Origin of the sequence: Peloplasma aerotolerans (assembly GCF_030012175.1) — a bacterium.
GTDB classification, from domain to species: Bacteria; Bacillota_I; Bacilli_A; order Acholeplasmatales; family Acholeplasmataceae; genus Peloplasma; species Peloplasma aerotolerans.
This window is the reverse complement of record NZ_JASCXW010000002.1, coordinates 1-14,410: the sequence shown is the minus strand read 5'-3', so window position 1 is coordinate 14,410 and position 14,410 is coordinate 1. Positions and strand designations below refer to the sequence as shown.

The 14,410-nt window shown below is 33.1% G+C and carries 11 protein-coding genes and 2 tRNA genes; all 13 read left to right on the top strand.

The window, feature by feature from the left end; all coding sequences use genetic code 11:
* Positions 1–936: a DNA-binding protein WhiA gene (whiA, locus tag QJ521_RS01030; RefSeq protein WP_282838545.1), complete on the top strand. Its 936-nt coding sequence runs from the start codon at positions 1–3 to the stop codon at positions 934–936.
* Between the two features lie 2 nt (positions 937–938).
* The gene (gene acpS, locus QJ521_RS01025) at positions 939–1,295 is read left to right on the top strand and encodes a holo-ACP synthase (protein WP_282838544.1); all 357 of its coding nucleotides are present in this window, start codon (positions 939–941) and stop codon (positions 1,293–1,295) included.
* Positions 1,296–1,364: 69 nt separating this feature from the next.
* Positions 1,365–2,021, top strand: coding sequence for a hypothetical protein (locus tag QJ521_RS01020; RefSeq protein ID WP_282838543.1), 657 nt, complete (start codon positions 1,365–1,367; stop codon positions 2,019–2,021).
* Positions 2,022–2,074: 53 nt separating this feature from the next.
* Complete coding sequence (locus QJ521_RS01015) at positions 2,075–4,246, top strand: Tex family protein (RefSeq protein WP_282838542.1); 2,172 nt, start codon at positions 2,075–2,077, stop codon at positions 4,244–4,246.
* Positions 4,247–4,311: 65 nt separating this feature from the next.
* Positions 4,312–4,402: transfer RNA gene (locus tag QJ521_RS01010), tRNA-Ser, on the top strand.
* 6 nt (positions 4,403–4,408) lie between these two features.
* A tRNA-Glu gene (locus tag QJ521_RS01005) sits at positions 4,409–4,484 on the top strand.
* Between the two features lie 431 nt (positions 4,485–4,915).
* Complete coding sequence (locus QJ521_RS01000) at positions 4,916–6,031, top strand: formylglycine-generating enzyme family protein (protein WP_282838541.1); 1,116 nt, start codon at positions 4,916–4,918, stop codon at positions 6,029–6,031.
* A gap of 523 nt (positions 6,032–6,554) precedes the next feature.
* Positions 6,555–7,160, top strand: a complete 606-nt coding sequence (locus tag QJ521_RS00995) for a restriction endonuclease subunit S (protein WP_282838540.1) — start codon at positions 6,555–6,557, stop codon at positions 7,158–7,160.
* On the top strand, positions 7,150–8,676 hold the full coding sequence (locus QJ521_RS00990) for a type I restriction-modification system subunit M (RefSeq protein WP_282838538.1): 1,527 nt from the start codon (positions 7,150–7,152) through the stop codon (positions 8,674–8,676). Before QJ521_RS00995 ends, QJ521_RS00990 begins: the two co-directional genes overlap by 11 nt.
* Positions 8,677–8,684: 8 nt before the next feature.
* A complete protein-coding gene (locus tag QJ521_RS00985) occupies positions 8,685–9,824 on the top strand; it encodes a restriction endonuclease subunit S (RefSeq protein WP_282838537.1) in 1,140 nt (379 codons plus the stop codon).
* Between the two features lie 33 nt (positions 9,825–9,857).
* Positions 9,858–12,983, top strand: coding sequence for a type I restriction endonuclease subunit R (locus QJ521_RS00980; RefSeq protein WP_282838536.1), 3,126 nt, complete (start codon positions 9,858–9,860; stop codon positions 12,981–12,983).
* A 9-nt stretch (positions 12,984–12,992) separates the two neighbouring features.
* Positions 12,993–13,718: a M48 family metallopeptidase gene (locus QJ521_RS00975; protein WP_282838534.1), complete on the top strand. Its 726-nt coding sequence runs from the start codon at positions 12,993–12,995 to the stop codon at positions 13,716–13,718.
* Between the two features lie 20 nt (positions 13,719–13,738).
* The coding region (locus QJ521_RS00970; protein ID WP_282838533.1) for a hypothetical protein at positions 13,739–14,410 on the top strand (672 nt) is incomplete at its 3' end.

The window sequence follows — 14,410 nt, the reverse complement described above, 5'->3', positions numbered from 1 at the left end:
ATGAGTTTTGCTAGAACTGTAAAAGAGGAATTGGTAACCATTCCGGTTGGGTTTGAAGAACAACTTGCAGAGTTTTCTGCGTTCTTAAATCTCAATACCGAATTTCATATTGAAAACAAACTAAAGATGTTTGATTTCAAAACCAACAATCCAACCGTTGCTAAACGGTTTTTACAGCTTGTAAGAACCCTTTATCAAGCAAAGACAAGTCTTATTACCCAAAAACAAAATAAACTCAAACAAAGGCAAACCATTATTGTTAGAATTGAATCCAAAGTAGAAGATATTGTGAATGAACATGGTTACTTTGAAAATCCAGTCGAAAGTCAAGAACTGATTACACAATCTCCTGAAACGAAAAAAGCATATTTAAGAGCAGCATTTTTATCAGGAGGTTCAGTGAACCATCCTAAAACTGCTGAATATCATTTAGAAATATTTGCAAGAAACTCAGATCAAATTGTGTTTATGCAACAACTCATGAATAGTTTTGATTTAAATGCGAAAATAACAAAAAGACGAAATGGATATATTGTTTACTTAAAAGATGCTGAAGGTATTAGTGATTTGATTCAAATTATGGGAGCACAAAACTCAGTCTTTAAGTTTGAAGATATTAGAATTAAAAGAGACTTTAATAATTCAATCAATCGAATTATGAATTGTGAGATTGCAAATGAGAAGAAAATCTTTATTGCTGCAAATGAGCAATTAGAAGATATTGAAGTCATAGAGAAATTTATTCCTGAACATCATATTGATGAAAAAATCAAAAAAGTTATGAAATTAAGAAAAGATAATCCAGAAGTCAGTTTAAGAGAACTAACCGACATATATGAAGAAACTTATGGTGAAACCATTAGTAAGTCAGGACTTAATCACCGGTTGGTTAAAATTAAGCAAATGGCGGAGCAAATCAGGGAAGGAAGAAAATAAAGATGATCTTAGGCATAGGTATAGATTTAGTTGATTTAAATCGAATTAAAGAACTACTCAGTGACCGATTTATTGATCGTATTTTGAGCCCTGAAGAAAAAAAGTTATATGAGAATATCGCTGCAGAAAACACGAAGTTATCATTTATTGGAGGTCGTTTTGCAGCAAAAGAAGCTTTGTTTAAAGCAATTAGTAAAGGTCATGGTAAGACAAATTATACAGACTTCTCTATTTTAAATGAAGAAAACGGGACACCGTTTGTTAAAACCGAGTACTTTTCAAATCAAGAAATTATTCATATCACCATCACACATACCGATATGCATGCCATTGCATACGTGATGATTGAGAAACTTTAACATATTTATCCATAGTGTTGTGTTTTTATGGGTAATTCGGTATAATTCTAATGGATAGGATGTGACATTATGGCGCGTGTACAAAAGGTACAACCAAAGAAGAAAAAAACTAATCAACCATCACAAAAAAATGCTAAAAGCAAAACAGAACTTGCAAAGACAAATCCAAAGCGTGAAGCAACTAAAAATGAAATCTTATTCTTTAGATTAGGCATCTCAATTATTGCTATTGCAATTGTTGTCGTTACTATCATTTTCATTGTTCAATATTTTATGAATCGTGAACCAGAAGCAGGACCCTATGATGATTATATGCATATTACAGCAACTGAACTAATTATTCTTGCTGGATATGATGAAGTTCACGGTGTTTATGGAGATTTTTCACAACTTGATGGAAAAGCAGAATATGAAGACCTTAAGGCATTAATTGATGGTGAAACACATATATATTTCTATTTTTATAGAAGCAGTAAAATTAGTAATCCAATCTATGAAGCAGTTATGAGTGTCGATGATTTAGAAAATACAGCATTCCTATTTGTTGATATGGATGCAACCGGTAATGCTAATTTATTTGAGCAACCTAAGTTAACACATTTAGCATTAGAACAAAATAGAGATAATATGCTCGTCATCTTTGAAGTTGAAGCTGATGATAATAAATTCGAAACATGGGTTTTAACTAACCATATCGTTATTGAAGTCAATAAGCTTCAATCATAAGCTTAATCATAAAAAAGGGCATTGCCCTTTTGTGCTATTAAAGGGAGAGAAAAATGAACGAACAAATTATTTTAGAAATAAAGAAAGCATTACGAATCTCTGAAAAACAAATCGTTTCAGTCCTTAATTTGTTAGATGAAGGCAATACGATTCCTTTTATTGCTAGATACCGTAAGGAAGCGACTGGAGGTCTTGATGAAGAGCAAATCAATGAGATCTTTAAGACTTGGGAGTACGCAAATAATCTATTAGATCGAAAAGAACAAGTCGTTCGCTTAATTGATGAAAAAGGCATGTTGACAGATGATTTGAAACAAGAAATTATGCAAGCAAGTAAACTTGTAGAAGTTGAAGACTTGTATAGACCATATAAAGAAAAGAAAAAGACAAAAGCTACAGAAGCGATTGCTAAAGGTCTTGAACCACTAGCAACCTGGATGATGATGTTTTTAATGGATGATGTCGTTGAAGAAGCTAAGAAATATATCACAGAAGAAGTTCCAACTGTTGAAGAAGCTATCGAAGGGGCTAAATATATTATTGCTGAATTTATATCAGATGAAGCGGATTATAGAAAAGCACTAAGAGAAGAAATGAAAAATTCAGGACTTGTTGTTACAAGTGTTAAGAAAAATGCAGTTGATGAAAGAAAAACATATGAGATGTATTATGATTACAATGAACCTGTAAGCAAAATGAAACCTCATCGTATTTTAGCGATTAATAGAGCTGAAAACGAAAAGGTCATTACATGTAAAATTGATGTTGATAAAACAAGAATGACTGCGTTTTTAGAAAGACAATTAATTAGAAATGAAAACTCACCAGTTACCCCTTATATGAAAGAAGCTATTGAGGATGCACTAAAACGACTTATCTATCCGAGTTTAGAAAGAGAAGTTCGCAGTGAGTTAACTGAAAAAGGCGAAGAACAAGCCATTGAAGTTTTTTCAAACAATCTACAAAAGCTTTTATTACAACCACCACTAAAAGGTAAAGTCGTTTTAGGTATTGACCCGGCATTTAGAACAGGTTGTAAATTAAGTGTTGTCAACGAGCAAGGCACAGTGATGGAAAAAGGTGTGATCTACCCACATGAGAAAACCATGGGAGGATCTATTAGTGATAAACAAATTATAGATTCACAAAAAGAACTGATTAGACTTATTCATAAATATAAAGTAGAAATCATTGCAATCGGTAATGGTACAGCTAGTAGAGAAACTGAAAGTTTCGTTGCTGAACTCTTGAAGAGTACACAAATGAAAGTTCAGTATGTTATTGTTAATGAAGCTGGAGCATCTGTTTATTCAGCAAGTGAACTTGCAAGAGAAGAATTCCCTGATTTTTCTGTTGAAGAAAGATCAGCAGCAAGCATAGCAAGACGTCTACAAGACCCATTATCAGAATTGGTTAAAATAGATCCTAAGAGTATTGGTGTTGGTCAGTATCAACATGATGTTGCACCTAAGAAATTAAATGATTCTTTAAACTTTGTGGTTACTCAAGCAGTTAACCAAGTTGGCGTCAATGTTAATACAGCAAGTAAAGCATTATTAATGTATGTTTCTGGGTTAAACAAAACAAGTGCACAGAATATTGTTAAATATAGAGATAAATTAGGTAAATTTAGAAATAGAAATGATATCCTAGGTGTACCCAAATTAGGTGCGAAAACATTTGAACAATCCGCAGGATTCTTAAGAATTCCAGAAGGTGATGAAGCACTTGATATGACTGCAGTTCACCCTGAGAGTTATGGTGTTGCTAAACAGATTATGAAGATGTATAAAATTACTGGTGATATGTTTGGCAAGGATATCGTTAAATTGTTAATTGACGGTATCGATAGAAAAAAACTTCAAGATGAACTTAAAGTTGATAAGTATACTCTAGATGATATTTTGGATGCATTTATTGCACCATTAAGAGATCCTAGAGACCAATTCGCACAACCACTTCTTAGAAGTGATATCTTAAAACTTGAAGATTTAAGTGTTGGAATGGAACTTCAAGGTACCGTTAGAAATGTTGTAGACTTTGGAGCATTTATCGATGTTGGATTAAAAGAAGATGGGTTATTACACATCTCCAAAATAGCAAAACATTACATTAAACATCCAAAGGATGTCTTAAATGTAGGGGACATTGTTACTGTCTATGTATTGAATATTGATTTAAACAGAGGAAAAGTCGGATTAACGATGTTAAAAGATAATAAATAGGTTGACAATAAGATAAAAATACGCTATTCTATATTAGCGCGAAAGCGACATATAGAATAGGTTATGGAGTAGTACTCAAGTGGCTGAAGAGGCGCCCCTGCTAAGGGTGTAGGTCGGGAAACTGGCGCGAGAGTTCAAATCTCTCCTACTCCGCCACCTTTAGGCCCGTTGGAGAAACGGTTAACTCACATGCCTTTCACGCATGCATTCACGGGTTCGAACCCCGTACGGGTCACCAACAATTTTAGTGTCGTCCATCTCCTCAATGAGATGGGCTTTTTTTATCTTTGTAAAGCGCTTTATATATTGAAATTCCAATCATGTTTATAGTGTTTCAAACCAGAGTTTACATCCGGTAAAATAACCTAAAATTTACACATAACAACCATTTATGGAGTCAATGTTTTTTTTGCAAAATTTATGACAAGATAAGCAAAATTAAAACTCAACTAAGGATTTCAATATAAAGTCTTAAAAATAGTGTAAAAATGCCAACTTATGTTGATCTAAGTTTTATCTCATTTTAAGCGAATTAAAAAAACAGCAACTTTACATTAGCTTAGCACCAGAATGATTTATAGAAAAAGTTGACAAACAGTACACTATATGATAATTATAAGGTGAACACAAACGTATACATATCAAATTAAATAAAAAGGAGGATGCTCCATGAGAAAAGGCAAAATGGCAGCAACCAGATTTTTCATCATGGTTTTACTATTGATGGTATTTTTTGTTTTAGAGGGCTTTTCTGTTGAAGCTAAACAAAGACAAGCAGAAGAGCCGCAAAGTCAAGACACCGTTGATGAACCTAGAGAAAAAGAGGAAAAAAGACATAAAGGCTGGGACAGAGTGGTTGAAAATTTCATTGAAAGAGGTGTGATGCCTCCAGAGCATGTAGATAATGATTTGTTTAATTATGTCAGAGAAGCACTTAAGGAGGACGAAGCATTATTACCAATGGTTACGGTTGGTGAACCAGGCGTTGACTATCTAATACCCGTGGGTACAAATGATTACGGCCGAGCAACCGTTGCAGGTGGTTATCAGATGGCCATTTACGCGACCACCTATGAGGCATGGTATGAAGTACGTATTTGGGCTGAAGCAAACGGTTACTATTTCCAAAATCAAGGTAGAGAAGGACATGATGGTATGATGGGTGCTGAGCCTACTGAAAGCATGCGTGAACCTGTAACAGGTGTGTCATGGCGTGATGTGGTTGTGTGGACAAATGCCTATTCAGAAATGATGGAGCTTGAACCTGTTTATAGAACACCAAGTGAACTAATCATTAAAGATTCAAGGCATACAAACGGAGCAGTCGTTGATTCAGCTATTCAAACCAATAACAATGGTTTTAGACTATCAACCAATACCGAATGGGAAATGGCAGCAAGATGGAAAAATGATATAGAATCTACTGACGGGTCCATTTTAGTCGGTGGACGTTATTGGACACCAGGTAATTATGCCAGTGGTGCAACCGCAAATACAAGCAACGAAGAAGCAACCCAAGCAGTTGCTTGGTATGGCTTAAACTCAAATGGAACAACACATCCAGTTGGTGAACTCCTACCCAATCACTTGGGTATGTATGATATGAGTGGGAATGTTTTTGAGTGGGCATTTACATCCTATGGATGGGTTAAAGTTGTAAGAAGTGGTAGTTTTGACATTACAATCCAGAACATCTATTATATCCAAGCAGGTCAAACGCATACATATTATAAAGATCGCACAGCAATCAATGTTGGGTTTAGAATTGTTAGAAATGCAGTATAATAAATAAAATAGATAGGGGTTCGAAACCGTTACGGGTCACCATCGCTATCAGTGTCCTTATCTCAAGTAGAGATAGGGGCTTTTTTTGTCTTTGTAAAGGCATTAAAAGAGTTAGAAGCTAAGAGCATTTGCTGGTACAAAATCATTGATTTGAGCAAGCAAAAAACCAAAAATTAATCTCATTTTTCCTAATTTAGGGTGTCAACGCCTGTTTTTACAAAACTTATGGCAACATAAGCAAAATTACAACCCAAAAAAGGAAGTTTATGAGAAGTCTTAAGAAGGGTATAAAAATCCCAACTTATGTTGATATAAGTTTTAGAGGCTGTCTCATCTTTTAGGCGTGGTACGCGTGGTATATGTGGTAAATGCTATTTCAGAGATAGACAGTTTATCCAAATCTTCATTTTTGTGACAATTGTCATTTTATAACTGCAACAAAAAAATTGTGCTTGACAAAGTGTTCTCGATGATGATATAATTTTGTTGTAGATGATAAATGACATATCGGAGGTGAAAAAAGATGGAAAGATTGATTGAACTATCAAATGTTTGTGACATCAGTGCAGGATTGGTGCTTAGAAGAAAAGAAGCTCAAACCAAAAACGAGATAGCTAAAGTTTACAAAGTGATCACTTTAAAGAGTTTTGAAGATGATGGATGGATAAATCTAGAATATTTAGATGACTATAACAGTATTGAACTGCTTGATGATCGCTACATCACCAAAGAAAACGATATACTAATACGTCTTAGTAATCCATACACGGCTATTCAAGTAAAAGCCGAACAGGCAGGCTTTGTGATACCATCATTATTTGCAATAGTTAGACTGAATCAAAAAGAAATTGATTCTGGCTATTTAAGTTTCATGCTAAATAGCGATACGATTAAGCAGTCATATTTTAAAAACGCTATGGGAATAACCATACCGGTGATTAGAATGCAAACTATTCGAGAAACTCAAATTCCATTGGTTTCAACGAGCGAACAACATACAATATCTAAAATAAGTGATTTAATGATTAAAGAAAAAAGGCTGCATCAACAATTGACTTTAGAAAAAGAATTATATAATAAGGAACTAACAAAAAGAATCATAAAGGGAGGAAATAAAAATGCAAAATAAACAATGGACTCAAAAAGAAGTAAATGAAACACTATGGCGTGCGTGTGATACATTCAGGGGGAAGATTGATTCATCAATCTATAAGGACTATATCTTAGTTATGCTTTTCATGAAGTATATTAGTGATGTATATAAAGAACATTATACAGAATTATTAGAAAAGTATGATGGTGATAAAGAAATGGCTGATCGCCAGATTAAGTTAGATAGATTCACTTTAAATGACGCATCATCATTTGATGATCTATATCAAAATCGTAATGCTTCCAATATAGGTGAAATCATCAATAAAGCACTAGCAGATGTAGAAGAATCGAACAAAACAAAACTACGTGGTGTATTTAAGAACATAGATTTTAATTCAGAATCTATATTAGGTAATACAAAAGAACGTAATACAATGTTAAAAGATTTACTTGAAGATTTCAGTAAGCTCGATTTACGTCCATCACGTTTATTAGGAGAAGATGTGATTGGAAACGCGTATGAATATCTGATCTCGAATTTTGCATCTGATGCTGGTAAAAAAGGTGGGGAATTCTTCACACCATCTGAAGTGTCAGAACTCTTATCAAGACTTGTCAAACCAGAAGAGAACGATCGAATTTATGATCCTACTTGTGGATCTGGTTCATTATTGATTAAAGCATTTGATAAAGTTCCTTCAAAGAAGGCGCAAATCTATGGACAAGAGCGAAATGGACAGACGCATTCTTTAGCTAGAATGAACATGTTCTTGCATGGTATCGATGATGCTAAAATAGCATGGGGAGATACAATTGCTAATCCACTACATATCGAAAATGGGAAACTGATGAAGTTCCAAGTTGTAGTAGCCAATCCACCATTCTCACTTGATAAATGGGCATCTGGTTTTTCTGGGGAATCAAATGGTGACTTTGTGATGGAATCATCACTTGATCCATTTAAACGCTTTGATTGGGGTGTACCTCCAAAATCAAAAGGGGATTATGCATTTGTTCAGCACATGCTTCATTCACTAGCTGAAGGAGGACGCATGGGAGTTGTTTTACCGCATGGCGTTTTATTCCGTGGAGCAAGCGAAGGAAGAATTAGAAAAGAGATAATCGATTTGAACTTACTAGATGCGGTTATTGGGTTACCGGCTAATTTATTCTTTGGTACAAGTATTCCCGCAACGATATTAGTTTTTAAACAAAATAGAACTAGAGATAATATCTTATTCATTGATGCGTCTCAAGATGGCATGTATGAAAAAGGAAAAAATCAGAATAAACTAAAAGAAGAAGATATTTTACGCATTACTGCAGCATATGAAAAGTATGAAACAGAAGAAAAATTTACTCATGTGGCAACTAAGAAAGAAATCAAAGAAAATGATTATAATCTCAATATTCCAAGATATGTTGATACATTTGAAGAAGAAGAACTTGTTGACTTAGAAGAAGTAAAAGAAAATATTGAATCAATCAAAGAAGAGCTAGAAGAGTTGGAAGCTGAGATGAAGAAGTATTTAGAAGAACTAGGGTTGTAGGTGAATTTATGAACTATTACACTTTAAATGAGCTAATAAGTATTTCAAATGAAAAATATAATCCTTTAAAAGAAAACTTAGATTATAAGTGCATTGAACTTGAACATATAGAACAAGAGACCGGTAAAATTATAGGATATACTGAGTCAAAAAATCTTAAGAGTATCAAAAATAAGTTTAAAGTTAATGATGTTCTTTTTGGAAAACTAAGACCATATTTGAGAAAATACGCATATCCTAGTTTTGAAGGAGTGTGTTCATCGGAAATATGGGTTTTGAAAGCAAATAAGAGAATTATTGATAATCATTATTTGTTTTACTTAGTACAAACCAGTAGATTCATAAGATTTTCAAATCTTTCAACTGGATCTAAAATGCCTCGTGCTGACTGGACTTTACTGAGAGATATTGAATTTAAAGTTCCATTTCTTGAAGAACAAAAGAAAATAGCTAACATTCTAGCAACTTGGGATCGTGCTATAGATTTAAACAATGATTATATTTTGAACACAAAAAAAATTTACCAAATTGTCTCAAGGCTGATATACGTAAATTGCTATTTAAAAAGTGACACAAACTATCGTTACCAAATAAAAGATATATTAAAAGAAGAAGTCTTAAAAACAACAAAAAATAGTGAATATGATGTTTTATCAAGCACTAAAGAAAATGTAGTGAAACAGAGTGATTATTTTAATCGACAAATAGCAAGTGCGAATAATATCGGTTATAAGATATTAAAAAAAGATCGAATTGTCATGAGTCCTCAAAATGCATGGATGGGAAATATAAATTACAATAGTGACTTTGAAATCGGAATTGTTTCACCGTCATATAAAGTTTTTGTAATCAATGGATGTGAGTTGAATTATGTAAAACACCTTATCAAGACCGAACGATTTATAAACTTGATTGATTCAATGTCCATACAAGGAGCAAGTGTTGTAAGAAAAAACTTGAGTATTGATGATTTTTTAGAAGCTGAAATTTATTTACCAAGCGTTTATTATCAAAAGAAACACGGGAAAGTTTTAGATGCAATAAAAGATAAAATTAAATTATTAGAAACCAAGCAATATTATCTGAATAATCAGAAAAAAGGACTTATGCAACAACTATTAACCGGAAAGATAAGAGTACAGTCATAATGATGCACTCTACTTCAAATCGAGGTGAACAGTATGAATAAACAAGGATATGATGAACTAAATATTTCTCAGATGCCAGCACTTGAAATACTAGAGCGTATTGGCTATGAAATTATAAAACCCGAAGAAGCTGAAAGTATTCGAGGAAATTTATATAATGTGATATTGAAACCCATACTACAAGCACAACTAGAAAAAATCAATTCATATGAGTATAAAGATCAAGTGCATCATTTTTCAGCTACCAACATTCAAAAAGCTATACAAGATATTGATATGGCTTTAACTGATGGACTGATTAAAACAAATGAAAAAATATACGATGTACTAACATTAGGGAAAAGCTATCAAGAGGTTGTCTCTAAAGTAGATGGCATTCGTTCTTTTAACATGAACTATATCGATTATGAGCATCCTGAAAATAATGTTTTTCATGCTGTAGAAGAATTCACAGTAGAAAGAGAAGATGGTCAAGGACATGTTCGTCCAGATATCGTTCTTTTTATTAATGGAATTCCATTTGCTGTGATTGAATGTAAAAAGGCATCTGTTTCGCTTAACCAAGGTATTAGTCAGATGCTTAGAAATCAAGGTATTCAATATGCACCACAGCTCTTTAAGTTTGCACAAATCGTGATGTCTACAAATAAAAATGAAACAAAATATGCAACCGTTGGGACACCAGCTAAGTTTTGGAGCTTTTGGAAAGAAGATAAACAATCAGATGAACTTGAATGGTTTGAAAGTGTATTATCTAGTACTGTAACAGATAGAATCCCAACCATACAAGATCAAAATATCATTTCTCTATTTCATCCAAAGCGTGTACTTGATATCATCCCGTATTTCTTACTATTCGATCGTAATGAGAAAAAGATTGCTCGTTATCAACAATTCTTTGCTATCAAAGAAATCATGAAAACCATCAAAGAAACTGATAAAGAAGGCAACAGACAATCAGGTGTGATTTGGCATACACAAGGATCAGGTAAATCCCTTACCATGGTCATGTTAGCCAAGTATCTTTTAAGTGATTTAGCAAAAGAGCATCCACAGTTAGTCGTTGTTACAGATAGAATTGAGCTGGATTCACAGATTCACAAGACCTTTAATCATTCGAGATTAAAAGCTGCACGTGCTACAAGTGGGAAAAATTTAGTCCATTTGATTAAGAATAAAAAAGCCGATGTCATTACGACACTTGTACATAAATTTGATACAGCATCTAAAAATCAAGATCCAGTCAAAGATAAGAATGTCTTTGTCTTAGTCGATGAGTCACATCGAACTCAATATGGGGAACTCCATATCAAAATGAAACAAGTATTTCCTAATGCTTGTTATTTAGGCTTTACTGGAACACCACTGATGAAAAAAGAAAAGAGTACCATGCGTAAGTTTGGTCGAATGATACATAAGTACACAATTAAAGATGGTGTAAACGATGGAACAATTGTACCACTATTATATGAAGGACGGTTTGTAGATCAAACAGTTAATCGACTTGCGATAGACAAACGTATAGAAATGATTACAAGAAATCTAAATGATAAGCAAAAAGTCTTACTTAAGCAAAAATGGGCTAAGTTTGAAAATATTGCATCTAGCGAACAACGCATCCGCTTAATTGCTGATGATATTTACATGCATTTTATTAAGTTTTATAAAGGTACTCCCTATAAAGCGATGCTAGCGACAAACTCAAAGTTTGATGCTATTCGCTATAAGGAAGCTTTTGATGAATATGAAGATCTTAATACAGCTGTCGTCATATCTCCTCCAGACCAAAGAGAAGGATATGAAGATTTAGAAGGCGAACCAAAAGATAGAGTTCTTAAGTTTTGGAATAAAATGCTTGAAGGTTACTCTGATGTTCAACGATATGACGACATAATTAAAGATGAGTTCGTCAATGGTGATGACCTAGATATCATTATTGTTGTAGATAAACTACTTACAGGGTTTGACGCACCAAGAGCTAGCGTTCTATATGTGGATAAGCCAATGAAAGATCATACCTTACTTCAAGCAATTGCGCGAGTTAACCGCATATATGAAGGAAAAGATTATGGGTTAATCGTAGACTATCGTGGATTAATTGATGAACTAGATAGTGCAATGGAAACATACTCAGGATCAGGCCTAGAAAACTATGACCCTGAAGATATTCAAGGGGCACTTGTAGATGTAATTAGCGTTATTGGCAAATTGCGTGAAGCATACTCACAACTTCTTGACATCTTTAAATCAATAAAAAACCAAAGAGATAATGAAGAGTATGAAATACTATTAGAAGATGATGAAAAGAGAAATGATTTTTACAATGCACTATCACTGTTTGGAAAATTCATGGGTATTGCACTAGAGTCAGAACATGTTTACAATGCTTTGGGAGAAGATGAACTAAACAAATACAAACGTGAACTTAAGTTCTTCCAAGAACTAAGAGCATCAGTTAAACTTCGCTATAGTGATTCAATAGACCATAAAGAGTATGAACCTAAGATGCGTAATCTGATGGATAATTACATCGCTGCAGAAAACGTCTATAAGATAACCGCACCAGTTGATATATTAAATGAAGAAAAATTTGAATATGAAGTGGGTCAACTTGGATCCAGTCGAGCGAAAGCTGATGCCATACGCACACGTATGACAAAACGCATATCAGAAAAATATGATGAAAATCCAGCATACTATAAGAAGTTCTCTGAGCGTATTCAAGAAATTTTAGATCTATATAAAGAAAAACGTATTTCAGATGGTGACTATTTTGATAGACTCAATAAAGTCAAAAATGATTTTAGACAAGGCTATTCTGGGACAAGTTTTCCTAAAATCATCAAAAATCACCCTCATGCACAGGCATTCTTTGGAGTTGTTAAAGATGAAATCGATAAGATTAGTGAGATTGTCTCTAAATTTGATGCTGAAGACTATGAGGATATCATAGGTGAACTTTCAATAAGAATAGAGGATGTCATCGGCAAGAATAGTAAAGTGGATTGGCATGATAATCAAGAAGTTCATAATAAGATATCAAAAGATCTAAATGAGCTTTTTTATGAATACAAGAAAAAGTATTTTATATCATTGACATATTCAAAAATCGATACTATTATTGCGGATTTAAAAACAGTCGCACTTAGAAGATACTAGGTGAGCATCATGGAAAAACATAAGGTAATGTATTCGAAAAAAGAAATCTGGTTTGATCTTGAATACAAAAACATAAAGAACTTAAACTTAAGCATTAAACCGGATCAGAGCATACATATCTCAGTACCGCTAAATACACCGATAGATAGAATCGAAAGTTTTGTTAAATCAAAAGCCTCTTGGATCTTGAAAAAACTTAAGGGGTTTGATCTAACAAAACCAATACATAATGGGGAAAAGGATTATGTAAGTGGGGAAACATTCAAATATCTAGGAAGGCAATACCGATTAAAGATTGAAGAAACAACCAGCAAAGAATATGTTACAATGAAACCAGGTTATATAACGATTAATGTAAAAAAGAAGGACAATAAAAAACGCAAAGAAAATCTTTTAAATGAGTGGTTCAGAACTCGTGCACACATCGTTTTTCAAGAAGTGATGGACGAAATATATCCATTAGTTGAAAATGTAGTTAAACCCAAACCATCACTAGAAATAAAGGTTATGACAAAAAGATGGGGGTCTTGTCTTAAAAGCAAAAACACAGTTCTTTTGAATTATGAACTCATTAAAGCACCAAAACATTGTATTTCCTATGTAGTAGCACACGAAATTATACATTTTGTACATAGGAACCATGATTCAAAGTTCTACAATTTGCTAACCGTGCTGATGCCAGATTGGAAAGATCGTAAAGCAATATTAGACGAAGAAGTTGTTATGTTTGTTTAATAAAAAAGGGGGTATACAGAATGAAAAAAATATTTGATGCGTTTCTTAGAAACGTCAAGATTAGTAACAGTGAAAAATCATTGTATGTGATAAAAGGAGGAGAATTTTATCAAGTAGATGATTTTTTCCCGAATCCGCTTAATGTTAGCATTGATAAGATAGAAAAAGTAAAACAATCCGATATACTGAAGCAGGCTTTGAATGAGACTGAAAAAGAGGGGTCAATATCCCTCAATTACTTTGAGTATCGATATATCAAGGAATTAAATTTAGAAGGAATTTTTTCAGCAAAAGGATATAAAACTATACTTTTGGACTTTGATTTTTTTGATCATTATTATTGTGTAAGCAAAAATGAACCACTTAGCAATAAACTCTACAAGATGTTTGAAAAAACTGAAGAAACATTTATACAAAAAGTATATTCTAATGTAGACTTTAATATTAAATATTATATATATAGTTATACTGAAGATGAAAATTATGACAAAATAATACACTGGCATAATTTTGAAAAGAAGCACAAACCAAATATTAAAAAAGCTAATAAAGATACAGATAACTATATAGTTTCAAGTATAAATGATTTTGATTTAATCGATGTTGTTACGTCGATAATAGATAAAAATGAATCATTTTGTTTTTCAATAATTGATAATAAAATCAATAATAGTTTTTTTAATTTTGTATTA

Excerpts from the sequence above, each read along its gene's own strand:
- QJ521_RS00985 (WP_282838537.1), top strand. The coding sequence starts at position 8,685 with ATGAACTATTACACTTTAAATGAGCTAATAAGTATTTCAAATGAAAAA.
- QJ521_RS01015 (WP_282838542.1), top strand. The coding sequence starts at position 2,075 with ATGAACGAACAAATTATTTTAGAAATAAAGAAAGCATTACGAATCTCT.
- QJ521_RS01020 (WP_282838543.1), top strand. The coding sequence starts at position 1,365 with ATGGCGCGTGTACAAAAGGTACAACCAAAGAAGAAAAAAACTAATCAA.
- QJ521_RS00975 (WP_282838534.1), top strand. The coding sequence starts at position 12,993 with ATGGAAAAACATAAGGTAATGTATTCGAAAAAAGAAATCTGGTTTGAT.
- QJ521_RS00995 (WP_282838540.1), top strand. The coding sequence starts at position 6,555 with ATGGAAAGATTGATTGAACTATCAAATGTTTGTGACATCAGTGCAGGA.
- QJ521_RS00980 (WP_282838536.1), top strand. The coding sequence starts at position 9,858 with ATGAATAAACAAGGATATGATGAACTAAATATTTCTCAGATGCCAGCA.
- acpS (WP_282838544.1), top strand. The coding sequence starts at position 939 with ATGATCTTAGGCATAGGTATAGATTTAGTTGATTTAAATCGAATTAAA.
- QJ521_RS00990 (WP_282838538.1), top strand. The coding sequence starts at position 7,150 with ATGCAAAATAAACAATGGACTCAAAAAGAAGTAAATGAAACACTATGG.
- whiA (WP_282838545.1), top strand. The coding sequence starts at position 1 with ATGAGTTTTGCTAGAACTGTAAAAGAGGAATTGGTAACCATTCCGGTT.
- QJ521_RS01000 (WP_282838541.1), top strand. The coding sequence starts at position 4,916 with ATGAGAAAAGGCAAAATGGCAGCAACCAGATTTTTCATCATGGTTTTA.